The sequence below is a fragment of the Pseudomonas tremae genome (genome assembly GCF_001401155.1).
Taxonomy (GTDB): Bacteria; Pseudomonadota; Gammaproteobacteria; order Pseudomonadales; family Pseudomonadaceae; genus Aquipseudomonas; species Aquipseudomonas tremae.
In genome coordinates this window covers 12713-36965 of record NZ_LJRO01000492.1, presented here as the reverse complement: position 1 = coordinate 36965, position 24253 = coordinate 12713, and the positions used below count along the sequence as shown (strand labels likewise).

21 protein-coding genes are annotated in these 24253 nt (G+C 55.6%); 9 read left to right on the top strand and 12 right to left on the bottom strand.

Features of this window, described 5'->3' with window-relative positions; translation table 11 throughout:
* Window positions 1-16 precede the first annotated feature (16 nt).
* The 7 genes from rsmG to rpmH all read right to left on the bottom strand — a co-directional run bounded on the left by rsmG (window position 17) and on the right by rpmH (window position 7060).
* On the bottom strand, window positions 17-661 hold the full coding sequence (gene rsmG / locus ALO43_RS27240) for a 16S rRNA (guanine(527)-N(7))-methyltransferase RsmG (protein ID WP_054998430.1): 645 nt from the start codon (window positions 659-661) through the stop codon (window positions 17-19).
* Complete coding sequence (mnmG, locus tag ALO43_RS27235) at window positions 658-2550, bottom strand: tRNA uridine-5-carboxymethylaminomethyl(34) synthesis enzyme MnmG (RefSeq protein ID WP_024690560.1); 1893 nt, start codon at window positions 2548-2550, stop codon at window positions 658-660. Before mnmG ends, rsmG begins: the two co-directional genes overlap by 4 nt.
* 581 nt (window positions 2551-3131) lie before the next feature.
* Complete coding sequence (gene mnmE, locus ALO43_RS27230) at window positions 3132-4502, bottom strand: tRNA uridine-5-carboxymethylaminomethyl(34) synthesis GTPase MnmE (RefSeq protein WP_005894817.1); 1371 nt, start codon at window positions 4500-4502, stop codon at window positions 3132-3134.
* Window positions 4503-4578: 76 nt separating this feature from the next.
* Window positions 4579-6267 carry a membrane protein insertase YidC gene (gene yidC / locus ALO43_RS27225; protein WP_005894814.1) on the bottom strand — a complete coding sequence of 563 codons (1689 nt, stop codon included), beginning with the start codon at window positions 6265-6267 and terminating at the stop codon, window positions 4579-4581.
* A gap of 2 nt (window positions 6268-6269) precedes the next feature.
* Window positions 6270-6515 (bottom strand): membrane protein insertion efficiency factor YidD, encoded by a 246-nt coding sequence (yidD, locus tag ALO43_RS27220; protein ID WP_002551313.1) that lies wholly within the window; start codon window positions 6513-6515, stop codon window positions 6270-6272.
* A complete protein-coding gene (rnpA, locus tag ALO43_RS27215) occupies window positions 6508-6909 on the bottom strand; it encodes a ribonuclease P protein component (RefSeq protein WP_005894811.1) in 402 nt (133 codons plus the stop codon). Before rnpA ends, yidD begins: the two co-directional genes overlap by 8 nt.
* Window positions 6910-6925: 16 nt before the next feature.
* Complete coding sequence (rpmH, locus tag ALO43_RS27210) at window positions 6926-7060, bottom strand: 50S ribosomal protein L34 (protein ID WP_002551315.1); 135 nt, start codon at window positions 7058-7060, stop codon at window positions 6926-6928.
* A gap of 584 nt (window positions 7061-7644) precedes the next feature.
* Between rpmH and dnaA the strand changes: the two genes are divergently transcribed.
* From dnaA to gyrB, 4 genes are read left to right on the top strand one after another with little or no spacing between them, the layout of a single operon-like run.
* A complete protein-coding gene (gene dnaA, locus ALO43_RS27205; protein ID WP_005894806.1) occupies window positions 7645-9180 on the top strand; it encodes a chromosomal replication initiator protein DnaA in 1536 nt (511 codons plus the stop codon).
* 38 nt (window positions 9181-9218) lie between these two features.
* The gene (gene dnaN / locus ALO43_RS27200) at window positions 9219-10322 is read left to right on the top strand and encodes a DNA polymerase III subunit beta (protein WP_024690562.1); all 1104 of its coding nucleotides are present in this window, start codon (window positions 9219-9221) and stop codon (window positions 10320-10322) included.
* Window positions 10323-10344: 22 nt separating this feature from the next.
* On the top strand, window positions 10345-11448 hold the full coding sequence (recF, locus tag ALO43_RS27195) for a DNA replication/repair protein RecF (protein WP_053479947.1): 1104 nt from the start codon (window positions 10345-10347) through the stop codon (window positions 11446-11448).
* 4 nt (window positions 11449-11452) lie between these two features.
* Complete coding sequence (gene gyrB / locus ALO43_RS27190) at window positions 11453-13870, top strand: DNA topoisomerase (ATP-hydrolyzing) subunit B (RefSeq protein ID WP_005894799.1); 2418 nt, start codon at window positions 11453-11455, stop codon at window positions 13868-13870.
* A 578-nt stretch (window positions 13871-14448) separates the two neighbouring features.
* Here gyrB and ALO43_RS27185 read toward each other — a convergent pair.
* Window positions 14449-15153, bottom strand: a complete 705-nt coding sequence (locus ALO43_RS27185) for a hypothetical protein (RefSeq protein WP_054998429.1) — start codon at window positions 15151-15153, stop codon at window positions 14449-14451.
* 375 nt (window positions 15154-15528) lie between these two features.
* On the opposite strand from ALO43_RS27185, the gene surE reads away from it, so the two are divergent.
* Genes surE through ALO43_RS27170 form a run of 3 tightly spaced genes read left to right on the top strand, consistent with a single transcriptional unit; the run spans window position 15529 to window position 18049 of the window.
* Complete coding sequence (gene surE / locus ALO43_RS27180; RefSeq protein ID WP_054998439.1) at window positions 15529-16308, top strand: 5'/3'-nucleotidase SurE; 780 nt, start codon at window positions 15529-15531, stop codon at window positions 16306-16308.
* 32 nt (window positions 16309-16340) lie between these two features.
* Window positions 16341-16772, top strand: a complete 432-nt coding sequence (locus ALO43_RS27175) for a MarR family winged helix-turn-helix transcriptional regulator (RefSeq protein WP_054998428.1) — start codon at window positions 16341-16343, stop codon at window positions 16770-16772.
* A gap of 56 nt (window positions 16773-16828) precedes the next feature.
* Complete coding sequence (locus tag ALO43_RS27170; protein WP_054998427.1) at window positions 16829-18049, top strand: alginate lyase family protein; 1221 nt, start codon at window positions 16829-16831, stop codon at window positions 18047-18049.
* A 228-nt stretch (window positions 18050-18277) separates the two neighbouring features.
* Here ALO43_RS27170 and ALO43_RS27165 read toward each other — a convergent pair whose 3' ends face one another.
* Genes ALO43_RS27165 through glyQ form a run of 4 tightly spaced genes read right to left on the bottom strand, consistent with a single transcriptional unit; the run spans window position 18278 to window position 22669 of the window.
* Complete coding sequence (locus tag ALO43_RS27165; protein ID WP_005894785.1) at window positions 18278-19048, bottom strand: lysophospholipid acyltransferase family protein; 771 nt, start codon at window positions 19046-19048, stop codon at window positions 18278-18280.
* A 57-nt stretch (window positions 19049-19105) separates the two neighbouring features.
* Window positions 19106-19657 (bottom strand): D-glycero-beta-D-manno-heptose 1,7-bisphosphate 7-phosphatase, encoded by a 552-nt coding sequence (gene gmhB / locus ALO43_RS27160; protein WP_005894783.1) that lies wholly within the window; start codon window positions 19655-19657, stop codon window positions 19106-19108.
* Between the two features lie 13 nt (window positions 19658-19670).
* Window positions 19671-21725, bottom strand: a complete 2055-nt coding sequence (gene glyS, locus ALO43_RS27155; protein ID WP_024669986.1) for a glycine--tRNA ligase subunit beta — start codon at window positions 21723-21725, stop codon at window positions 19671-19673.
* Window positions 21722-22669 (bottom strand): glycine--tRNA ligase subunit alpha, encoded by a 948-nt coding sequence (glyQ, locus tag ALO43_RS27150; RefSeq protein ID WP_003379468.1) that lies wholly within the window; start codon window positions 22667-22669, stop codon window positions 21722-21724. The genes glyS and glyQ overlap by 4 nt, the downstream gene beginning before the upstream one ends.
* Window positions 22670-22748: 79 nt before the next feature.
* Here glyQ and ALO43_RS27145 point away from each other — a divergent pair, with 79 nt between their 5' ends.
* Together ALO43_RS27145 and ALO43_RS27140 are read left to right on the top strand one after the other, a co-directional pair.
* Window positions 22749-23300, top strand: coding sequence for a DNA-3-methyladenine glycosylase I (locus ALO43_RS27145; RefSeq protein ID WP_005894779.1), 552 nt, complete (start codon window positions 22749-22751; stop codon window positions 23298-23300).
* A 37-nt stretch (window positions 23301-23337) separates the two neighbouring features.
* Window positions 23338-24225 carry a lysophospholipid acyltransferase gene (locus ALO43_RS27140; protein ID WP_054998426.1) on the top strand — a complete coding sequence of 296 codons (888 nt, stop codon included), beginning with the start codon at window positions 23338-23340 and terminating at the stop codon, window positions 24223-24225.
* Window positions 24226-24253: the final 28 nt, after the last annotated feature.

Sequence of the window (24253 nt, the reverse complement as noted above, 5' to 3'; positions counted from 1 at the left end):
TTGCTTGTGTTCCCAGTCATGCCGTGCGGCGCAGTATCAGCAGATGGCGTTGGCCTTGGCAACCCGGAACGGTCAAGGCTTGTGCGCTATCGAGGTGAAAATCCGAGGGCAATGCTACCAGTTCGTCGACAGGATGCAGACCTTTCATCGCCAGCCAGCTTGTATTGACGTCGCCCATGTGACGCGTCCAGCCAGCGAAGTCTTCAAGGCTGCTGAATGCACGGGAGATGATCCCGTCGAACGGCGCATCAGGCTGATAATTTTCTGCACGGCTGTGGATAACTTCAAGATTATCCAGTTTCAGCTCCAGTTTGACCTGTGTCTGAAACCGGGTTTTCTTGCCATTGCTGTCCAGCAACGAAACTTTTCGCTCCGGAAACAGGATGGCCATGGGAATGCCAGGCATCCCACCGCCGCTGCCGACATCCATCCAGCGCGTCCCCTCGATGAAGGGCACCACGCTGAGGCTGTCGAGCAGATGTCTGGATACCATTTCGTCAGGATCGCGCACTGCGGTCAGGTTGTAGGCCTTGTTCCATTTGATCAACAGGGCCAGATACGCCAGCAATTGCTCGTGTTGAGACTGGGTCAGTTCGATCCCCAGCTTTTTGGCACCGGTGGATAACTCTTCGGCATGCTGCGGGGTGACCATAGAACTCAAGCGCTTTGCTCCAACTGACGGCCCGCGCCGCGTTTTTTCAAATGGATCATCAACAGGGAAATTGCGGCTGGTGTGACACCTGGGATGCGCGATGCCTGACCCAGTGTTTCCGGGCGAGTTATCCCCAGCTTGCTCTGAATTTCTTTCGACAGGCCGGATATGCCGGCGTAATCGATGTTTTCTGGCAATCGGGTGTCCTCACTGGCGCGAAGCCGGGCGATTTCATCCTGCTGGCGGTCAATGTAACCGGCGTATTTTGTCTTGATTTCGACCTGCTCGGCCACTTGCGGATCGATACAGCCCTGGCCTGTGATGTTGATCAGGCTGGCGTAGTCGATTTCCGGACGAGTGAGCAAATTGAGCAAGTTGTATTCGTGAGTCAGCGGCGTACCAAAGTGCGCGGCAATCGCATCGCCCTGTTCGGTACCGGGACGAACCCATGTACTTTTCAGGCGCTGCTCTTCCTGCTCGATACTCTCGCGCTTGGTGCAAAACGCCGCCCAGCGAGCGTCGTCGACGAGACCCAGCTCACGACCTTTTTCGGTCAGGCGAAGGTCTGCGTTGTCCTCACGCAGAATCAGCCGGTATTCGGCACGGGATGTGAACATCCGGTAAGGCTCTTGCGTTCCGAGGGTAATCAGATCGTCGACCAGCACGCCGATGTACGCTTCATCGCGACGCGGGCACCAGCTGTCCCGGCCCTGCGCACGCAATGCGGCGTTGGCCCCGGCGAGCAGGCCTTGTGCTCCGGCTTCTTCGTAACCGGTGGTGCCGTTGATCTGTCCTGCAAAGAACAAACCGCCAATAACCTTGGTTTCGAGGCTGTATTTCAGATCACGCGGGTCGAAATAGTCGTATTCGATGGCGTATCCGGGGCGAACAATGTGTGCGTTTTCCATCCCGCGAATCGATTGCACGATCTGCAGCTGAACGTCGAACGGCAACGAGGTGGATATACCGTTGGGGTACAGCTCGTGGGTGGTCAGGCCTTCCGGTTCGATGAAGACCTGATGACTTTCCTTGTCGGCAAAGCGATGGATCTTGTCTTCGATCGACGGGCAATAGCGCGGGCCAATGCCTTCGATTACACCGGAATACATCGGTGAACGATCCAGATTGGACGCGATAATTTCGTGAGTGCGTGCGTTGGTGTGGGTAATCCAGCAACTGACCTGCTTTGGGTGTTGCTCCTTGGAGCCCAGGAACGACATCACCGGGATCGGCGTATCACCCGGTTGCTCGGTCATGACCGAGAAATCCACAGAACGGCCGTCAATGCGCGGCGGGGTTCCGGTTTTCAATCGGCCTACACGCAGAGGTAATTCACGCAAGCGATGAGCAAGTGCGATCGAAGGCGGATCGCCTGCCCGACCGCCTGAATAATTCTGCATACCGATGTGGATAAGTCCACCAAGGAACGTACCGGTCGTCAAAACCACCGAGTCGGCGAAGATGCGCATGCCCATCTGGGTCACCACACCACGAACCTGATCCTGTTCGACGATCAAGTCATCACAGGCCTGCTGAAATATCCACAGGTTGGGCTGGTTCTCGAGGGTTTCGCGAATAGCGGCCTTGTACAACACACGGTCTGCCTGAGCACGAGTGGCTCGTACTGCCGGGCCTTTACGGCTGTTGAGCACGCGAAACTGGATGCCACCCTTGTCGGTAGCCATTGCCATGGCGCCGCCAAGCGCGTCGATTTCCTTGACCAAGTGGCTTTTACCGATGCCACCAATGGCAGGGTTGCAGCTCATCTGGCCGAGCGTTTCCACGTTGTGCGTCAACAGCAGGGTTTTGACACCCATGCGTGCCGACGCCAGTGCGGCCTCGGTACCGGCATGACCGCCACCGATGACGATCACTTCAAAACGGGAAGGGAAATCCACCACGCACCTCGTGCCTGTTGTCGATGAGAAATTGGGATAGCTGACAAGTATAGGGACTTACCTCACCTGAATGAAACCCGTTGGACAAAATTTAACCAGCTGTGGAAAACTCGCGAATAAAGAAAATAAAAAGGAAAGAAAGTTTATAAAGCTTTGTTTTTATGTTTATTCTTACTGAGCACCTTTTCTGTGGATAGAACGCTACAAGCCTTTATTTACTTTGTGTACAGAGATTCAAAAGTCTGTGTTCAGGTGCCACTGAGGGGTTGGGATAACCATCCGGAGCCTGTTGATAAGATAGCCACTTGTCCACAGGGCTATTTATCATCAGGTTTACACCCCGCTTACCCACCGAGCTGAAGGGCGGTTATTCACAGGGTTTAATCCACAGAAAACCTGGTGATTGCTAAAAAAAAGACGCAAAAAGTCTTTCCGATGCCGATTTCTGTCCGGCTGAATCGGTGGATAAGATTAAAAAGGTACTCGTGAACGACCCGGTTGAACCCCGGGAGCTCACAAAAAGGCCTTGGCATGACCTGAATCAGTCATGCCTTAACAGGTCTGGTGGGAGGAAACGGTGGTTATTTGCCGATGCAGAAGCTGGAGAAGATCCTGCCTAGCAGGTCATCGGAACTGAATGCACCGGTGATTTCGCCGAGTGCCTGCTGAGCCTGGCGCAGATCTTCTGCCAGCAGCTCACCGGCACCTGCCAGCGTCAGCTGAGCCCTGCCGTGCTCGAGTGAGTCACTTGCATGGCGCAGCGCTTCAAGGTGGCGTCGGCGAGCGCTGAAGCTGCTTTCGGAAGTCTGCTCATAGCCCATACAGGACTTGAGGTGCTCACGTAACAGTTCAAGCCCTTCACCACCAGACCTTGCACTCAAGCTGATCGTGACATGGCCATCTTCACTTGTTTGCAGACCTACGCTGTCACCGCTCAAGTCCGCCTTGTTGCGAATCAGCGTAACCTTCGATGGGTCCGGACGCTGCTCAAGGAATTCCGGCCACAGGGCAAACGGATCCATGGCCTCAGGCGCGGTGGCGTCTACTACCAGCAGAATTCTGTCGGCCTCGCCTATTGCTTTGAGGGCACGCTGTACGCCAATCATCTCGACCTGGTCCTGCGTATCACGCAGCCCGGCGGTATCGACGACGTGCAACGGCATGCCGTCGATGTGGATATGTTCGCGCAGTACATCGCGAGTCGTGCCGGCAATCTCAGTCACAATCGCCGCTTCCCTACCTGCTAGCGCATTGAGCAGGCTCGATTTGCCGGCATTTGGACGCCCTGCTATCACCACTGTCATGCCGTCGCGCAACAATGCTCCCTGCCCTGCTTCACGCAATACTGTGGATAACTCAAGGCGCACGTCATCCAGCATGCCAAGAACATGGCCATCGGCGAGAAAGTCTATTTCCTCCTCGGGAAAGTCGATCGCCGCCTCGACGTAGATACGCAAACTGATCAATTTTTCGGTCAAGTTATCCACACGTTGGGAGAAAGCCCCCTGCAACGAGCGCAATGCGTTGCGCGCTGCCTGTGCAGAACTTGCCTCGATCAGGTCCGCTATGGCTTCGGCCTGAGCCAGATCGAGCTTGTCATTCAAAAATGCCCGCTCGCTGAATTCACCCGGACGCGCCAGTCGACTGCCCAATTGCAGGCAACGTTGCAAAAGCATGTCCAGAACGATCGGGCCGCCGTGGCCCTGAAGCTCCAGTACGTCCTCGCCGGTAAACGAATTGGGCCCCGGGAAATACAGTGCGATCCCTTCGTCCAGCACTTGGCCGGTACCGTCGGAAAAAGGCCCGTAATGGGCATACCTCGGTTTGAGTGTACGACCGGCGATGGCGTATGCGGTCTTGCTGGCCAGAGGTCCTGACACACGCACGATACCCACACCTCCTCGTCCTTGGGCGGTGGCAATGGCAGCAATGGTTTCACGAGGAACGTTCATTCCGGCTCCGGGACAAATGACAGATAGCAAAACGCCCCACTAGGGGGCGTCTTGTACAACGTGTTCACAGGTTAGATCAGGCAGCAGCTTTCTTGGTAGCCGCTTCTATCTTGCGAGTGATGTATGCCTGCTGTGCGATCGAAAGGGTGTTGTTCACAACCCAGTAGAGGACCAGGCCAGCAGGGAACCACAGGAAGAAGAACGTGAAAATGATTGGCATCAGTTTCATGACCTTGGCCTGCATCGGGTCCGGCGGAGTCGGGTTAAGACGCTGCTGGATAAACATGGTTGCGCCCATGATGATCGGCAGGATAAAGAACGGGTCCTTGATGGACAGGTCGGTTATCCACAGGATCCACGGTGCCTGGCGCATCTCGACGCTTTCCAGAAGTACCCAGTAAAGCGAAAGGAAAACCGGCATCTGCACAAGAATCGGCAAGCAACCACCCAGCGGGTTGATCTTTTCCTTCTTGTACAACTCCATCATCGCCTGGGACATCTTCTGACGATCATCGCCATGTTGTTCCTTGAGCACTGCCAGCTTCGGAGCAACGGCACGCATACGCGCCATCGACTTGTAGCTTGCAGCAGACAGTGGGAAGAACAGGCCTTTGATCAGCATGGTCAGGACGATGATCGACCAGCCCCAGTTGCCGAGAATTGCGTGGATATGTTGCAGCAACCAAAAGATCGGCTGGGCAATGAACCACAGGAATCCGTAATCGACTGTCAGCTCCAAGCCTGGGGATAACTCTTTGAGTACCGCCTGGCTTTTTGGACCTGCGTACAGCGTGGCGCTGGTTTCACCTTGCGCGCCAGGCGCAACCGTCAGAGTCGGGCTGGTAAAGCCAATGATGTAATTGCCTTGGCTGTCTTTACGGGTCTGAACACTGTTGGTGGCATTGTGATCAGGAATCCACGCGGTCACAAAGTAGTGTTGCAGCCAGGCAACCCATCCGCCCTGCACGGTTTCTTTGATCTGACCCTTGTCGATATCTTTCATCGACACTTTTTTGTACGGTTCAGCTGCAGTCCAGAGTGCTGCACCCAGGTAGGTTGCGGTACCTGTAGCAGTGGTGGACGAAGGATCGGAGCTGGCATCACGCTTCAATTGTGCGAACAGGTTACCTGCCCACGGTTGCGCACTCTGGTTATCCACAACATAAGTCATGACCAGATCGTACAAACCACGCTTGAACGTAAAGCGCTTGATGTAATTGACGCCGTTTTCCGAGAATTTCAGCTCCACGACCATCGAATCCTGGCCATCAGCCAGTTGATAAGTCTTTTGCGCGGAGGAGTAAACCGGACGACCGGCTGCTCTGGCATCAGGGCCGTTCGTACCTGTCAGGCCGCTTTGTGCCAGAAAAGTACGTTCGCCGCCATTATCGAACAGCTGGAAAGGCACGTCAGGACGATCCTGACGACGTGGATACAGAGGCAGACGAAGCTGAACGACGTCACCACCTACCGGATCGATCGCCAGATCCAGCACGTCGGTCTTGACGTGGATAAGGTCTTTGCTGGCTACGGCCGGAGTTTCAAGAGGCGCTGCAGCCGTGGTATTGGCAGTTGCGCTTGGAACATCGGCACTTGCAGAACCATTGGTTCCAGCAGCCGTATCCGGTATGCCCGGTGCGGGGGTGCTGGCTGCAACATTCTGGGTAGGCATGGCAGCCTGACCGTAGTCCTGGTTCCATTTCAGGACCCCGACATAGGTCACGATTGCCAGGGCGACGATCAGGATCGTACGTTTAATATCCATGATTACTCGGCCATCGAAGAAGAACGGGAGGTGGGGACAGCTGGAACCGGGTCATAACCACCGGGATTCCAAGGATGACAGCGACCCAGGCGACGAATTGACAGCCAGCCGCCGCGTAAAAGGCCATGATTTTCAATGGCTTCATACGCGTAGCAGGAGCAACTGGGGTAGAAACGACAGTGGCTGGCCATCAGCGGGCTAATGGCATAGCGATAGAACTGGATCGGAACGAGTGCCAGTTTACGCATCTGGACTGTCTACCCCTGCAGGTTCGGGTTTGGTTTCTGGAGCAGGTCGGCTACGCGCCAGACGTTTCCAGAGCTTGCCGAAATGCTGAATCAGTTCCGGGTTTTCTACGTCACCCAAACCTTTGCGCGCGACGATAACGATATCCCAACCGACCAAACTGTCTTGGTGTTGGCGAAACGATTCGCGCATCAGGCGTTTCAAACGATTGCGCTCGACGGAGAGCTTCACGCTCTTTTTACCTATCACCAGCCCCAGACGGGGATGATCAAGGTCGTTGTTGCGCGCAAGGAGCAGGAGATTTTTCCCCGGAACCTTGCCGGTAGGGGAGTCAAAGACTGCCTTGAAATGGCGGGGGGTCAGCAAACGCTTTTCCCGACTGAAGTCTCGACTCACCTCCTGTGCCGATTTATCAAACTGCCAGACGCTTACGGCCTTTGGCACGACGACGCGAAAGGACTGCGCGGCCGTTTTTGGTGGCCATGCGTGCACGGAAACCGTGGGTGCGGGCGCGCTTGATAGTGCTGGGTTGGAAAGTACGTTTCATGGCGTGTTACCTGGTTCGTCCACTACGGGCCGGAATGGCCCCCGTTTTAAGAGACCGGGGATTCTAGAGAAAGCAGGCCCGCAGGTCAATTTCCAACCAGCTTTTCTTCATATATGCCTTTTTACCGACAAAACCCTCTGCAGCCGTCTCCTGAGCAGGCCAAGGCAAGTCAGTTATAGAAATAAAAAGAAAGAGAGTATTTAAAGCTTCTTTATAAAGCTTATAACTCTTACGTCGAGTATATCTGTGGATAACATTCTGCAGGCCACGATATACGGTCTGTACAGCGTTTCAAAAGGTTGTCGAGAAACAGTGCTCTACCTGTGCCGCGACCTCGGAAAAGCTGTGCATGAAACGCTATCTTATCCACAGGTGAGTTATGCACAGACTTTAGCCCTCACTTATGCAATGGGCTGAATGCGGGTTATCCACAGAGCTCAGGTCCTGACCGTCTGTCGCCTGCCCTCTGCATAAATCATTGATTTATAGCCCTCTGTCAGCAACCTACATGTGGATAAGTCGCCTTCGGGTCGTTACAATGGCGGCTGTTTTTGCCTCACCGGCTTTCAACTCAGGGGATATCCGTGTCAGTGGAACTTTGGCAGCAGTGCGTGGAGCTTTTGCGCGATGAGCTGCCTGCCCAGCAATTCAACACCTGGATCCGTCCACTACAGGTCGAAGCCGAAGGCGACGAGTTGCGTGTCTATGCACCGAATCGTTTTGTTCTAGATTGGGTCAATGAAAAATACCTCGGTCGCTTGCTCGAACTTCTGGGCGAGCATGGTCAAGGCATGGCTCCTTCTCTTTCCTTATTAATAGGAAGCAAGCGCAGTTCGGCGCCGCGTGCTGCGCCCAATGCGCCACTGGCTGCTGCTGCATCCCAGGCGCTGTCGGCCAATTCGGTCAGCAGTGTTTCGGCTTCAGCTCCGGTTACGTCTGCGCCGGCTCCCGCTATGTCGACGCCTGCGCCTGTCAATAACGTTGCCAGTCACGACGAGCCTTCACGTGACAGTTTCGACCCAATGGCCGGTGCCAGCTCTCAACAGGCTCCCGCACGGGCCGAGCAGCGCACTGTGCAGGTCGAGGGCGCGCTCAAGCACACCAGTTACCTGAACCGCACGTTTACCTTCGAGAATTTTGTCGAAGGCAAGTCCAACCAGCTGGCACGCGCTGCGGCCTGGCAGGTCGCCGATAACCCCAAGCATGGCTATAACCCGCTGTTTCTGTATGGCGGTGTAGGTCTGGGTAAAACGCACTTGATGCACGCGGTGGGTAACCACCTGCTAAAGAAGAACCCGAACGCCAAGGTTGTCTACCTGCACTCGGAGCGCTTTGTAGCGGACATGGTCAAGGCCCTGCAGCTCAACGCAATCAACGAGTTCAAACGCTTTTATCGTTCGGTCGATGCGCTGCTGATCGATGACATTCAGTTCTTTGCTCGCAAGGAGCGTTCGCAGGAAGAGTTCTTCCACACGTTCAATGCATTGCTGGAAGGCGGTCAGCAGGTCATTCTGACCAGCGATCGTTATCCCAAAGAAATCGAAGGCCTGGAAGAGCGACTAAAATCGCGTTTCGGCTGGGGACTTACAGTTGCTGTCGAACCGCCGGAGCTGGAAACGCGTGTAGCCATTCTCATGAAGAAGGCAGATCAGGCTAAAGTCGATCTGCCCCATGATGCGGCGTTTTTCATCGCGCAGCGCATTCGCTCCAACGTTCGTGAGCTCGAGGGCGCGCTCAAGCGAGTCATTGCGCACTCTCACTTCATGGGCCGCGACATCACCATCGAGCTGATTCGCGAGTCGCTGAAAGACTTGCTGGCGTTGCAGGACAAGCTGGTCAGTGTGGATAACATTCAGCGCACTGTGGCCGAGTACTACAAGATCAAGATTTCCGATCTGCTGTCCAAGCGCCGCTCCCGTTCGGTAGCGCGGCCACGCCAGGTGGCCATGGCGCTTTCCAAGGAGCTCACCAACCACAGCTTGCCGGAAATCGGTGACGTGTTCGGTGGCCGGGACCATACAACTGTTTTGCACGCGTGCCGAAAGATCAACGAACTCAAGGAATCCGATGCGGATATCCGTGAGGACTACAAGAACCTGCTGCGCACTCTGACCACGTGATGACGCCAGTGCAGCTTATTAAGGCAAGGGACTAGACCATGCATTTCACCATTCAACGCGAAGCCCTGTTGAAACCCCTGCAATTGGTCGCCGGCGTGGTAGAACGCCGCCAGACCTTGCCGGTTCTTTCCAATGTGCTTCTGGTCGTACAAGGTCAGCAACTCTCCCTGACCGGTACTGACCTGGAAGTAGAGCTGGTTGGCCGTGTACAACTGGAAGAGCCAGCGGAGCCTGGGGAAATCACAGTTCCGGCCCGCAAGCTGATGGACATTTGTAAAAGCCTGTCCAACGATGCGCTGATCGATATCAAACTTGATGATTCCAAGCTCATCGTCAAGGCAGGCCGTAGCCGTTTCACGTTGTCCACCTTGCCTGCCAACGACTTTCCTACCGTCGAAGAAGGCCCTGGTTCCCTGACCTTCAATCTGGTGCAAAGCAAACTGCGTCGTTTGATCGAGCGCACCAGCTTCGCGATGGCTCAGCAGGACGTTCGCTATTACCTGAACGGCATGCTGCTGGAAGTCAGCGCAGGCATTCTGCGAGCTGTCGCTACCGATGGTCACCGCCTGGCAATGTGCTCGATGTCTGCTGATATCGAACACGCCGACCGTCATCAGGTCATCGTGCCGCGCAAGGGTATCCTCGAGATGGCGCGCTTGCTGACCGAGCAGGATGGTACAGTCAGTATTGTTCTGGGTCAGCACCACATCCGTGCGACCACTGGCGAATTCACCTTTACCTCTAAACTGGTAGACGGCAAATTCCCGGACTACGAGCGTGTTCTGCCAAAAGGCGGAGACAAGCTGGTACTGGGTGACCGGCAGGCTTTGCGTGAAGCGTTCAGCCGTACCGCGATTCTTTCCAACGAGAAGTACCGCGGCATCCGTCTGCAGCTGGCCAGCGGCCAATTGAAGATTCAGGCCAATAACCCTGAGCAGGAAGAAGCAGAAGAAGAAATCAGCGTCGAGTACAGCGGCGACTCGCTGGAAATCGGCTTCAACGTGAGCTACCTGCTCGACGTACTGGGTGTCATGACCACCGAGCAGGTACGCCTGATTCTGTCCGATTCGAACAGCAGTGCTCTCGTGCAGGAATCGGATAACGACGATTCCGCTTACGTCGTCATGCCGATGCGTCTGTAACATCATGTCCAGCGCAACCTAGATGTCTCTTAGTCGCGTATCGGTCACCGGTGTGCGCAATCTGCACCCGGTGACCCTCTCCCCCTCCCCGCGTATCAATATCCTCTACGGTGCCAACGGCAGCGGCAAAACCAGCGTGCTGGAAGCTATCCACTTGCTGGGGATTGCCCGATCGTTTCGCAGCAGTCGGCTGTTACCTGTTATCCAGTACGAGCAGCCCTCTTGCACGGTGTTTGGACAAGTCGACCTTGCACAGGGCGGCCACAGCAATCTTGGCGTGGCTCGTGACAGGCAAGGCGATTTTCAGATCCGTATCGATGGTCAAAATGCACGAAGCGCGGCGCAGCTTGCCGAGATCTTGCCGTTACAGCTGATCAATCCAGACAGCTTTCGTTTACTCGAAGGTGCTCCCAAGATCCGCAGGCAGTTTCTGGACTGGGGAGTGTTCCACGTGGAACCTCGTTTCATGGCGACCTGGCAGCGCCTTCAGAAGGCCCTCAAGCAGCGAAACTCGTGGCTGCGGCATGGTACACTTGACGCCGCTTCGCAGGCGGCGTGGGACCGAGAGCTGTGTCAGGCAAGCGATGAGATCGATGAGTTTCGTCGAGCGTATATCAAGGCCTTGAAGCCGGTATTCGAGCAGACGTTAAGTGAGCTTGTCGAGCTTGAAGGTCTGACCCTGAGTTACTACCGAGGCTGGGACAAGGAAAAAGAGCTGAGCACTGTGCTCGCCTCCTCCCTGCATCGGGATCAACAAATGGGCCATACCCAGGCTGGACCACAGCGTGCGGATTTACGCCTTAGATTAGGCGCGCACAATGCGACAGATATCCTGTCTCGTGGTCAGCAAAAACTGGTGGTCTGTGCATTGCGTATTGCACAGGGCCATTTAGTCAGCCAGGTCCGTCGCGGTCAGTGCATCTATCTGGTGGATGATTTGCCTTCCGAGCTGGATGAGCATCATCGTCAGGCACTTTGCCGCTTGCTGGAAGAATTACGCTGCCAGGTATTTATAACCTGTGTAGATCAAGAATTTTTGAGGGAAGGCTGGCAGACGGATACGCCAGTTGCTTTGTTCCACGTGGAACATGGCCGTATCACCCAGACCCAAGACCATCGGGAGTGATTGCATGAGCGAAAACCAAACGTACGACTCGTCCAGCATTAAAGTGCTGAAAGGACTTGATGCCGTACGCAAGCGTCCCGGAATGTACATCGGTGATACAGACGATGGCAGCGGTCTGCACCACATGGTGTTCGAGGTGGTTGATAACTCGATTGACGAAGCTTTGGCAGGCCATTGCGACGACATCAGTATCATCATCCATCCAGACGAATCTATTACCGTGCGCGACAACGGCCGCGGTATTCCGGTAGACGTGCATAAAGAAGAAGGCGTGTCGGCAGCCGAGGTCATCATGACCGTGCTCCACGCAGGTGGTAAGTTCGATGACAACTCCTACAAAGTATCCGGCGGTTTGCACGGTGTAGGTGTGTCGGTTGTTAACGCATTGTCGGAGCTTTTGCTGCTGACAGTTCGTCGCAGCGGCAAGATATGGGAACAGACATATATTCACGGTGTTCCTCAGGAACCGATGAAAATCGTCGGCGAGAGCGACAGCACCGGTACTCAGATCCACTTCAAACCGTCTGCTGACACGTTCAAGAACATCCACTTTAGCTGGGACATCCTGGCCAAGCGTATTCGTGAACTCTCGTTTCTGAACTCCGGTGTCGGGATCGTTCTCAAGGATGAGCGCAGCGGCAAGGAAGAGCTGTTCAAATATGAAGGTGGGCTGCGTGCTTTCGTGGAATACCTGAACACCAACAAGACGCCGGTCAACGAAGTGTTCCACTTCAATATCCAGCGCGATGACGGTATCGGTGTTGAGATTGCCTTGCAGTGGAACGACAGCTTCAACGAGAACCTGTTGTGCTTCACCAACAACATTCCGCAGCGCGATGGTGGTACTCACCTGGTGGGTTTCCGTTCTGCACTGACACGTAACCTGAACAACTACATCGAACAGGAAGGTCTGGCCAAGAAGCACAAGGTCGCGACCACCGGTGACGATGCGCGTGAAGGTCTAACGGCAATTATCTCGGTTAAAGTGCCTGATCCCAAGTTCAGCTCGCAGACTAAAGACAAGCTGGTTTCGTCTGAAGTAAAAACCGCTGTTGAACAGGAAATGGGCAAATACTTCTCCGATTTCCTCCTGGAAAACCCGAACGAAGCCAAAGCGGTTGTCGGCAAAATGATCGACGCGGCTCGCGCTCGTGAAGCTGCACGCAAGGCTCGTGAAATGACCCGTCGCAAGGGGGCACTGGACATTGCCGGTCTGCCGGGCAAACTGGCCGACTGCCAAGAGAAAGACCCTGCCCTCTCCGAACTGTATTTAGTGGAAGGGGACTCTGCTGGCGGATCAGCCAAGCAGGGGCGTAACCGTAGAACCCAAGCCATCCTGCCGCTCAAGGGCAAGATCCTGAACGTTGAAAAAGCGCGTTTCGACAAGATGATCTCTTCTCAGGAAGTAGGCACTTTGATCACCGCGCTGGGCTGTGGCATTGGCCGTGAAGAGTACAACATCGACAAGTTGCGTTATCACAACATCATCATCATGACCGATGCTGACGTCGACGGCTCTCACATCCGTACCCTGCTGCTGACCTTCTTCTTCCGTCAGTTGCCTGAGCTGATCGAGCGTGGCTACATCTACATCGCTCAGCCACCGCTTTATAAGGTCAAGAAAGGCAAGCAAGAGCAGTACATCAAGGACGACGAGGCCATGGAAGAGTACATGACCCAGTCGGCTCTCGAAGACGCCAGCCTGCACCTCAGCGAATCGGCACCGGGCATTTCCGGACCGGCGCTGGAGAAGCTGGTCAATGACTTCCGCATGGTCATGAAGACCCTCAAGCGTTTGTCACGTCTGTACCCTCAGGAACTGACCGAGCACTTTGTCTATCTGCCGCCGATCACTCTCGAGCAGCTGTCCGACCATGAAGGCATGCAAGCCTGGCTGGCACTGTTTGACGCGCGTCTGCGTACGGGTGAGAAGTCGGGTCTGGTCTACAAGGCCAGCCTGCGCGAAGACCGTGAACGTAATGTATGGCTGCCCGAGGTCGAACTGATCTCCCACGGCCTGTCGAACTACGTCACCTTCAACCGCGACTTCTTCGGCAGCAACGACTACAAAACCGTTACAGCTCTGGGGCTACAGATCAGCACGCTTCTGGAAGAAGGCGCCTACGTGCAACGTGGCGAGCGCAAGAAGCCTGTCAACGAGTTCAAGGAAGCCCTCGCCTGGCTGATGGCTGAAAGTACCAAGCGCCATACCATCCAGCGCTATAAAGGGCTGGGTGAAATGAACCCGGATCAACTGTGGGAAACTACCATGGACCCAAGCGTGCGGCGCATGCTTAAAGTCACTATCGAAGACGCCATCGGCGCTGACCAGATCTTCAACACCCTGATGGGTGATGCGGTCGAACCACGCCGTGACTTCATTGAGAGTAATGCGTTGGCGGTGTCTAACCTGGACTTCTGATAGCGATTGTTGACTCTCAGAAATGAGATTTTTCGATCGTTGCCGAGCCACACCGCACACACAAAAAGCCAATACCTTCGGGCATTGGCTTTTTTGCATTTGTTCGGTAGCTTCCCTGCCAATACACTTCTTCTCAACCTGCGCGCTGAGGCGAAAAACTAGCAGTGATGAAGGGCTCTATTTCGATGTTTTTTATTCGTCGGTTGAAAGCGCCTTAGTTGGATTCGTACACCGGAACAACCGAGAGATGCTTAAGTCCAAGGCCCAGTTTATGAAATGCAAACGCGTCGCCAGTGTGCTTGTTCTTAGATAGTGGGGTACTCAGGGCTGTAACGTGTTTGAGATAGCGCACTGCGAATTTTTTCATCTATGGCACGTGTTCCACGTGGAACACATCAAGATCTCAAAATTCCAGGCCTTTCCTCAGTGTTGAGTGAAGTATCCAGTTAGCGGGTGCACTGAATAGTACATACCTAGCGGTTTCGTGAGATCGCTTCCTTCCGGCCCTAAGATCCGGTGCTGTACACCAAATCGATCAGCCTGCCGTTTTCCCTAAGGGTTCCTGAGTATCGAATGGATCAGTCCTGCATTGGCATCTGGATCACTCCGACATCGTCACAACTAACCACATATTGATGATTAGGCAGAATTTCTTCTCTATTGATTTCAAACAAACCAGACAGTGAACGCCACATGCCGTAAGGGAGCGACGCGCGGCAGAAATAAGAAATTTTTCCTTTCCCGATTAGAGAACCTTCATGTGTGGACTGCTCTGCGAGCAATACCGCGCGAGCCCGAACACAATCCACAAGCTCATCGGTTTTGGAGTTCCAGCCCAGCTCCAGCAATGGTGTCAGCATTTTCTCGCAACCTGGTTTTACCGGCAGGGTCATGCTGGCGATATGCAAAGGCGACTGGTCCCACTGATCTGACCTTCTCATGGTGATGACTTGAAGACCCAGTTTTTTAGCGCTGCTGACCGCCACATCATGTGATAGCCCCAGCAGCGCAGCTAAGGCCCAGCCATCGTGGTCATAAGCAAGTAGACGTGACAGGCATTGAAGTGCCCACCCCTCCTCATCCACTCGCAGCATCTGCCAGTAAGGTTTCAGGACATTCCTCAAGGCTTGGACTTCGTGTAAAGCACCGATGAGATTGATCTGATAATCAAGTGAAGTGGGGTCATCGAGTAAGCGAGCCGCAGTGGCCTCTACTACAAAATGACCTTTTGCCTTTGCGCTGATAATCAGTGTTTTGACTTTTTGCGTAATGTCTTTAGCCATGGTGCGGATCTTCCTGGGCCGAAACGAAATACGTGCATGGTTAGCAGTTTGAGCTGCACAGCCTGATTCCGGATAGATCCTGACGTGGCGATCATGGCATGCGTCGCTCTCGAATCCGAGAAGTCTCGAGCCTTTTAAAAAACGCGCTCAAAGAGATTTGCAGTTTTCAGCAGCGTTTCTGACGTCGGCTGCTTCGATTTCCATAGAGGTCGATACTCTTTTTTGCCTCACCCCTCCCCGCGTTTGTCCGAGCCTGCTCGTTGGACGGAACATGAAATTTCCGTGTAAGGATACCTATGTGTTTTTAGCTATGTAAATATAGGCAAATAAAGGAGCGTTGTGCTTTTTCAAATAGCGATCGATGGGAGAAGACTCATGCCTGCCTGCACCCCTAGATTCAAACGGATTCTTCTTACAAATGACGATGGTATCAACGCGCCGGGCCTCGAAATTCTGGAACGCATTGCCTGTCAGCTCGCTGAAGAGGTGTGGGTAGTAGCTCCGTTGCTTGATCAGAGCGGTACTTCGCATTCGTTGAGCCTGCACACGCCTCTGCGGCTCAGCTTCCACGGCAAGCGGCGTTTCGCGGTGACGGGCACTCCCGGCGACTGCGTGGCTATGGCATTAGGTCATTTGCTTAGCCACGACAGGCCTGACGTGATTTTATCAGGGGTCAACAAGGGCGCTAATCTTGGCGTCGAAACAGTTTTTTCGGGGACCGTCGGAGCGGCCATGACAGGTCTTTTGTTCGATATTCCCTCTATCGCGCTAAGTCAGGCAACCACCAAGAATATGCCCATCGCCTGGGAAGTCGCAGCCCGATATGGTCCAGGCGTCATTACCCAGCTGATGGACATGAGTTGGCCACGCGATGTCTGCCTGAACGTCAATTTCCCGGATCATCCATTGAACGCCGTGCGCCCTTTGAAGCTGACATGCCAGGGTGCGGGTCGCATGGACGGCGTGGCCGTCAGTTCAGCGTGTGACCCCAGGGGCATTGAATACTATTGGCTGAGTCTGGAACGACACCGAACGTGTGACCAGCCAGGTACTGAAACAGCCGGGCTGGCGGCTGGGCATATCACTGCAACCCCCTTGAAGTTTGAACGCACACATGACGACGCGCTTGCAGAAATGAAAAGACGTATTGCCTGATCACCAGCTTTATCGCTATCTGGAGTTTGCCAATGAGCATTTCGTTATTACGTGAACAGTTGACCCGGCTGAGCAAACGTCTTCGTCAAGAGGCACAGAATCATCCGGAAAGCTGGTCACAAATGTTGGTCCTGAGCGCCATTGACCGCATGAACGGCACTGCAACGCCCTCAAAAATCGCCCAAGCCGAGAACATGCAATCGTCGAATCTGGCCTCCCTACTGAGAGAACTGGACGCTCGCGAGCTGATCACACGCAGCCCGGACACGCAGGACAAACGCCGTACATGGATTGGTCTTTCAGAAAAAGGCAAAGCGATTTTGCAGACCAGCCGAGACCAGCGCGATCAGTGGCTTGGCGAAGCCATTGAAGCTTGCCTGACCGACGAGGAGCGCCAGCAACTGGAAGCTGCCGGAGCGATCATGGAAAAACTCAGTGCCTATCGGCAGTCGCCTGATAACTGAACGTCACCGGGATGGTTTGCACCGATTACATCAACTGAAATCGATTGTGGACGGGTATGTCATTGAAACTATCATGCAGTATCAAGCTGAAAAAACAGTCACGTTCGAGCGGTCTGTTACTGGGCGTTCTGCTGTCTGTCGCTGCGCACTGCAGTGCAGCGCAAATGGATACCCAGCCGTTCATACACCCGGGTTTGCTGCACTCGAAGTCCGACCTGGAGCGCGTGCGAACCAAGGTCGCTCAAAATGACCAACCCTGGCGTGCCGGCTGGCAAAAGCTTATCGACAACCGTCATGCGTCACTCGGCTGGAAGCCGAACCCTCAGGCTGTGGTTTATCGGGGAATGGACCACCAGCACAAGGAAAACTACAGCGCGTTATTCAATGATGTCGCAGCCGCCTACGCGCTGGCCTTGCGCTGGAAGATCTCGCATGACGATGCCTACGGAGCCAATGCAGTCGACATCCTGAATCAATGGTCTTCGACTCTGACATCGATCGAAGGCTCGGGCGACCGTTATCTTGCCTCTGGTCTGTATGGTTATCAGTTGGCAAATGCGGCAGAAATTCTGCGTGATTATCCTCATTGGGCACCGGCGGATTTTCGGCGTTTCCAGAGCATGATGCTGACGAAGTTCTATCCGATGAACCACGATTTTCTGGTCCATCACGATAACGCTCTGGTCGACCATCACTGGGCCAACTGGGACCTCGCGAACATGAACGCCATGCTGGCGATCGGCGTTTTGACGGATCGGCGCGACATTTACGATGAGGCTGTCAATTATTTCAAGACGGGTGCTGGCAATGGCTCCATGGGTCATGCCGTCTGGCACCTCTATAACCCTTTACTCGGTCAGGTGCAGGAAAGTGGCAGGGACCAGGCCCACACTATGCTGGACATCGCGTTGCTCGGATCATTTTGCCAGATGGCCTGGAATCAAGGAGACGACCTGTTTGGCTATGACAATAATCGTGTGCTGGCAGGCGCTGAATACGTGGCCCGTTATAACCTTGACCATGACGTACCCTTCACGCCGTATACCAACAGCATAGGCACGCAAAACGTTATCTCCGAGAAATTTCGAGGCGATGAGCGTCCGATCTGGGAGTTGCTTTACAACCATTATGTTGTGTTGAAACGCATCAAGGCGCCCAACGTTGAGTCGTTTGCCAGTCGTGTCAGGGTCGAGGGTGGCGGCGGTGACTACAGCCCCAACAGCGGAGGTTACGATCAGCTCGGATACGGCACGCTGATGTTCTCATTGGTGCGGTAACGTCGTATGAGGCGTGTTTGCAGGCATGCAGTCATGAGCGGATTGTGCTTGGGACGTAGCCTCAACCCACAAAAAAACCGACCTGTTCTGGTCGGTTTCTGGTACATCACTAAAACTTATGCACGTTTTTCCGGTTTTTATAGCTTGAAAAAATATGCATATAAATTAGCGAGTTAGACGGTTATTTCACGTGTTTTCAAAAAAACGGTACACAGGTTATCCACAAAATCACGCAGGCACCTTTTCTGTGTTCGTCGCGGGTGTGACGGGCGAGCCCATTGCTCGTTGTGTGTCTTCGTTCCAGGCCTGCACACGGTCATTCAAGGCTGCTATCGCGCGTGGGCCGGTACCTTCTGCGTACATCGGTTCGCCGATAACCACCTGGATGGTGCCGGGCTTCTTTGCCCAGCCGTCCCGAGGCCAGTATTTGCCTGCATTGTGGGCAACTGGCAGAACCGGCAAATCGGCATTGACCGCCAATGCCGTGCCGCCGCGCGAGAATTTGCCGACCTGGCCATAAGGGACACGTGTGCCTTCGGGGAAGATCAGTACCCATACACCGTCCTTGAGCAGTTCGTCACCCTTCTTGGCTATTTCCCTGAGTGCAGCCTTCGGGTTGTCGCGGTCAATCGCAATGGGGCGCAGCATCGCCATTGCCCAGCCGAAGAAAGGTACATAGAGAAGTTCTCGCTTGAGGACCTGGCTCAGCGGCTCGAAATACGCCGACAGAAAGAAGGTTTCCCATGTGCTCTGATGATTGGAAATGATCACGCAGGGTGTCTTCGGTACGTTTTCTGCTCCGGTCACTTCAACCTTGATGTTCAGAAATACGCGGGTCAGCCAGAGCGCGCAGCGGCACCAGTAGACGTTGATGAACCGATAGCGGGCTTTGAACGGCAGAAAAGGCGCAATGACAAAGCTCAATGTGCACCACAGTAGCGAGCTGGTGCCCAGCAACAGGTAAAAGAAGAAAGTCCTGATTGCCTGCATGATCGACATAGTTACGTTTACCGTACGGGCAGGTGCCCGCTCATTGAGCGTCCTGAACCTGACAGGTCAGCTGTTCAGTGAAGCGCTGGTGTGGATAAGTTCTGCGGCAACCGCCGCCAGATCGTCAAAAATCAGCGTGCCTTCAGGCACGTCGCCGTCCATCGTTCTATGGCCTTTGCCGGTCTTGACCAACACAGGTTGAGAATCGACGGCCAGTGCGGCCTGCAGGTCACCTTTGCTGTCGCCCACAAACCACAGGCCCTTGAGGTCTGCTGCGTAATGGCGAGCAATGGTCTTCAGCATGCCGGGCTTGGGTTTGCGGCATTCACAGCCCTCGTCCGGCCCGTGTGGGCAGTAGACGATCAGACCTACCTCGCCCCCCTGCTCGGCCACCAGTTCGCGCAAGCGCGCATGCATGGCGTCGAGGGTGGCCAGGTCGTAATAACCTCGGGCAATGCCGGACTGGTTGGTGGCGACTGCCACTGTCCAGCCGGCTTTGCTCAGATCTGCGATAGCCTTGATCGAACCCGGAATCGGCAACCACTCCTCCACCGATTTTATGTAAGCGTCGGAATCGTGATTGATCACACCGTCCCGGTCGAGTATCAGCAGCTTCAACGTCGACCCCTTGTCAGCCCAGCAGCGAGATATCGGCAACGCCGAGGAACAACCCGCGCAGACGCGACAGCAAGGCATAACGGTTAGCGCGCACTTTGGCGTCTTCCGCGTTGACCATCACTGCTTCAAAGAACGCATCGACAGGCTCACGCAGCATGGCCAGACGCGCCAGCGATTCGCTGTACTGACGCTCTGCTGCCATTGGTTGAACCGCATGGTCTGCCTGCTGAATTGCCGAGTACAGCGAGAACTCGTTGGCGTTGTCGAAGTACTTGGGCTCGACGGTCTGGGCAATGTTGCCCTCGGCCTTGCTCAGCAGGTTCGAGACGCGCTTGTTCACAGCGGCCAGCGCAGCAGCTTGCGGCAGTTTGCGGAACGCCTGAACCGCCTGGACACGCTGATCGAAATCCAGCGCCGAGGCAGGTTGCAGGGCACGCACCGAGAGGTACACCGCCACATCGACGCCTTCGTCTTCGTAACGCGCACGCAGGCGGTCGAAGATGAAGTCGAGTACCTGTTCCGCTAATCCTGCTGGCTTGATCTTCGTACCGAATTGCGTGACCGCGAATTTCACGGTGTCGACCAGGTTCAGGTCGAGCTTCTTCTCGATCAGGATACGCAGGATGCCCAGTGCCGCGCGACGCAGTGCATACGGGTCCTTGCTGCCGGTGGGTAGCATGCCGATACCGAAAATACCGACCAGCGTATCCAGTTTGTCGGCGATGGCGACGGCAGCGCCGGTCAGCGTAGTCGGCAGTTCGGCACCTGCACCGCGAGGCATGTACTGCTCGTTGAGCGCCAGCGCGACATCTTCTGCCTCGCCATCGGCTTTGGCGTAGTAGAAACCGGCAATGCCCTGCATTTCCGGGAACTCGCCGACCATCTCACTCGACAGGTCGCACTTGGACAACAGGCCAGCCCGCGCTGCGCGCTGCGCATCGCCGCCAATGCGTGGTGCGATGTAAGCCGCCAGCTTCGAAACGCGCTCGGCCTTGTCGTAGACGCTGCCCAGTTGGGCCTGAAACACGACGTTTTTCAGGCGATCGTTGAAGGTTTCCAGCTTCTGCTTCTTGTCCTGCTTGAAGAAGAACTCGGCATCGGTCAGGCGTGGACGAACCACCTTCTCGTTACCGGCGATGATCTGCGCAGGGTCCTTGCTCTCGATGTTGGCAACCGTAATGAAGCGCGGCAGCAGCTTGCCATCGACATCCAGCAGGCAGAAGTACTTCTGGTTGTCCTGCATGGTGGTAATCAGGGCTTCCTGCGGCACTTCGAGGAAGCGCTCTTCGAACGAACACACCAGCGGCACTGGCCACTCGACCAGACCGGCCACTTCATCCAGCAGGCTTGGCGGCACGATGGCGGTGCCTTCCTGTTGGGTTGCCAGTTCTTCGATGCGCTTGCTGATAATCTGGCGACGTTCGTTGAAGTCGGCCAGTACATGAGCGGCGCGCAGGTCACTGAGGTAGCCGGCAGGCGAGGAAATCCGTACGTCTTCCGGGTGGTGGAAGCGATGGCCGCGAGAATGACGCCCGGCGCTCTGGGCGAGGATCGTGCAATCAACGACCTGATCGCCGAACAGCATCACCAGCCATTGGGTCGGCCGCACGAACTCTTCCTTGCGAGCGCCCCAGCGCATGCGCTTGGCAATCGGCAGGTCGTTCAGCGAATCTTCGACAATGGTCGGCAGCAGAGACATCGTCGGCTTGCCGAGGATGGTCTGGCTATAACGCAGTTTCGGGCCGCTTTGATCGATTTCGCTCAGGTCGACGCCACACTTCTTGGCAAAGCCCAGGGCTGCCTGAGTCGGGTTGCCGTCGGCGTCGAACGCTGCCTGACGTGGTGGACCGTCGAGGTTGACGCTGCGGTCCGGTTGTTGCGTGGACAGTGCGGTGATCAGCACCGCCAGGCGACGCGGTGCGGCGTAGACCTGTTTGGCGCTGTACGTCAGGCCTGCGCCCTGCAAGCCTTTTTCAATGCCGGCCAGAAACGCCTCAGCCAGGGAAACCAGGGTCTTGGGTGGCAGTTCTTCAGTGCCCAGTTCGACCAGAAAATCTTGAGCACTCATTGCGCTGCCTCCAGCTTGGCCAACACTTCATCGCGTAGATCGGGCGGCGCCATCGGGAAGCCGAGACGGGCCCGGGCTTGCAGGTAGGCCTGAGCCACCGAGCGAGCCAGCGTGCGTACGCGCAGAATGTATTGCTGACGCGCGGTCACGGAAATAGCGCGACGGGCATCCAGCAGGTTGAAGGTGTGCGAAGCCTTGAGCACCATTTCGTAGCCCGGCAACGGCAGCTCCAGCTCGATCAGGCGCGCGGCTTCGCTTTCGTAGAAATCGAACAGCTCGAACAGTTTGTCGACGTTGGCGTGTTCGAAGTTGTAGGTCGACTGTTCCACTTCGTTTTGGTGGAACACGTCGCCGTAGGTCACTTTGCCGAACGGGCCGTCAGCCCAGACCAGGTCGTAAACCGAATCCACGCCTTGCTGGTACATCGCCAGACGTTCGAGGCCGTAGGTGATTTCGCCGGTAACCGGGTAGCACTCGATGCCGCCGACCTGCTGGAAGTAGGTGAACTGCGAGACTTCCATGCCGTTGAGCCAGATTTCCCAGCCCAGACCCCAGGCGCCCAGCGTCGGCGATTCCCAGTTGTCTTCGACGAAACGCACGTCATGCACCAGCGGGTCGAGGCCGATGTGCTTGAGCGAGCCCAGGTACAGCTCCTGGAAGTTGTCCGGGTTCGGCTTGAGAATCACCTGAAACTGATAGTAATGCTGCAGGCGGTTCGGGTTTTCGCCATAGCGGCCGTCAGTCGGGCGACGGCTTGGCTGTACGTAAGCGGCATTCCAGGTTTCCGGGCCTACGGCGCGCAGAAACGTGGCAGTGTGGAACGTGCCGGCGCCTACTTCCATATCGTAGGGCTGAAGTACCACGCAACCTTGTTCTGCCCAGTATTGCTGGAGGGCGAGGATCAAGTCTTGGAAGGTACGCACGGCTGGCGTAGGCTGGCTCACAAATTTCACCTGTGCTGGGCTGCGATTCAAAGAGCGGGAGTATACCCGATTCGGCCGCACGTCCACTCCTGGGAGCCCTATGACACGCTGCTTTTGGTGCAACGAAGACCCCCTGTACATCGCTTATCACGATCAGGAGTGGGGAGTGCCGCTGCGCGATGCGCAGAAGCTCTTCGAGTTGCTTTTGCTCGAAGGGTTCCAGGCGGGTCTGTCGTGGATCACGATTCTCAAGCGTCGGGCTCGTTATCGCGAGGTCTTGCATGGCTTCGATGTAGAACGGCTAGCGCAGTTGAGCGACGCTGAAATCGAAGCGTTGATGCTTGATCCGAGCATCATTCGCAACCGCCTCAAGCTCAAGGCCGTGCGCACCAATGCGCGCGCCTGGCTGGCGCTCGAAGACCCGGTCGGCCTGCTTTGGTCGTTTGTCGGTGGCGCGCCGAAGATCAATCATTTCAAGGACCGCAGCGAAGTACCGGCGATTACCGTCGAAGCCGAAGCAATGAGCAAGGCCCTGAAAAAATCCGGCTTCACGTTTGTCGGCCCGACCATCTGTTATGCCTACATGCAGGCCAGCGGCATGGTCATGGACCACACGGTCGATTGTGATCGATACGCGATATTGAGCCGCTGACGTTACACTACCCGCCTCGAGAATCTGGGAGTCATCTGTGGATAAGTTCAAAGGCGCCGTAATGGTCGGGGCGTTGCGATTGTTTGCGCTGTTGCCGTGGCGAGCCGTGCAATGGGTCGGCACTGCCATCGGCTGGCTGATGTGGAAACTGCCCAACCGCTCGCGGGAAGTGGCACGGATCAATCTGTCCAAGTGTTTCCCCGAGCTGAGCGAGCCCGAGCTGGAAAAGCTCGTCGGCCGCAGCCTGATGGACATCGGCAAGACGCTCACTGAAAGCGCCTGCGCGTGGATCTGGCCTGCGCAGAAATCGATCAACCTGGTGCGTGAAGTCGAAGGGCTCGACGTGCTCAAGGAAGCGCTGGCGTCTGGTAAAGGCGTGGTCGGCATCACCAGCCACCTGGGCAACTGGGAAGTGCTCAACCACTTCTATTGCAGCCAGTGCAAGCCGATCATTTTCTATCGCCCACCGAAGTTGAAGGCTGTGGATGATCTGTTGCGCAAGCAACGCGTACAGCTAGGCAACCGCGTGGCTGCGTCGACCAAGGAAGGCATTCTCAGCGTCATCAAGGAAGTACGCAAAGGTGGTTCGGTAGGCATCCCGGCCGATCCTGAGCCGGCAGAATCGGCCGGTATCTTCGTACCCTTCTGCGGCACTATGGCCCTGACCAGCAAGTTTGTGCCGAACATGCTGGCCGGTGGCAAGGCTGTTGGCGTATTCCTCCACGCCATGCGCCTGCCGGACGGTTCCGGTTACAAGGTAGTGCTCGAAGCGGCTCCCGAGGCCATGTATAGCACCGACACCGAAACCTCCGCAGCGGCGATGAGCAAAGTAGTCGAGAAATATGTGCGGGCGTACCCGAGCCAGTACATGTGGACCATGAAACGCTTCAAGAAACGCCCGGCAGGCGAAGCGCGCTGGTATTAGGAAGACAGGGACGCAGGGCATGGGCGCG

What these genes read in the sequence shown, in the direction of transcription:
- ALO43_RS27145 (WP_005894779.1), top strand. Translation starts at nt 22,749, where the DNA reads ATGACACGCTGCTTTTGGTGCAACGAAGACCCCCTGTACATCGCTTAT.
- ALO43_RS27175 (WP_054998428.1), top strand. Translation starts at nt 16,341, where the DNA reads ATGAGCATTTCGTTATTACGTGAACAGTTGACCCGGCTGAGCAAACGT.
- ALO43_RS27170 (WP_054998427.1), top strand. Translation starts at nt 16,829, where the DNA reads ATGTCATTGAAACTATCATGCAGTATCAAGCTGAAAAAACAGTCACGT.
- dnaN (WP_024690562.1), top strand. Translation starts at nt 9,219, where the DNA reads ATGCATTTCACCATTCAACGCGAAGCCCTGTTGAAACCCCTGCAATTG.
- mnmE (WP_005894817.1), bottom strand. Translation starts at nt 4,502, where the DNA reads ATGAACGTTCCTCGTGAAACCATTGCTGCCATTGCCACCGCCCAAGGA.
- rpmH (WP_002551315.1), bottom strand. Translation starts at nt 7,060, where the DNA reads ATGAAACGTACTTTCCAACCCAGCACTATCAAGCGCGCCCGCACCCAC.
- glyS (WP_024669986.1), bottom strand. Translation starts at nt 21,725, where the DNA reads ATGAGTGCTCAAGATTTTCTGGTCGAACTGGGCACTGAAGAACTGCCA.
- yidD (WP_002551313.1), bottom strand. Translation starts at nt 6,515, where the DNA reads ATGCGTAAACTGGCACTCGTTCCGATCCAGTTCTATCGCTATGCCATT.
- ALO43_RS27185 (WP_054998429.1), bottom strand. Translation starts at nt 15,153, where the DNA reads ATGGCTAAAGACATTACGCAAAAAGTCAAAACACTGATTATCAGCGCA.
- surE (WP_054998439.1), top strand. Translation starts at nt 15,529, where the DNA reads ATGCCTGCCTGCACCCCTAGATTCAAACGGATTCTTCTTACAAATGAC.
- yidC (WP_005894814.1), bottom strand. Translation starts at nt 6,267, where the DNA reads ATGGATATTAAACGTACGATCCTGATCGTCGCCCTGGCAATCGTGACC.
- ALO43_RS27165 (WP_005894785.1), bottom strand. Translation starts at nt 19,048, where the DNA reads ATGTCGATCATGCAGGCAATCAGGACTTTCTTCTTTTACCTGTTGCTG.
- gyrB (WP_005894799.1), top strand. Translation starts at nt 11,453, where the DNA reads ATGAGCGAAAACCAAACGTACGACTCGTCCAGCATTAAAGTGCTGAAA.
- recF (WP_053479947.1), top strand. Translation starts at nt 10,345, where the DNA reads ATGTCTCTTAGTCGCGTATCGGTCACCGGTGTGCGCAATCTGCACCCG.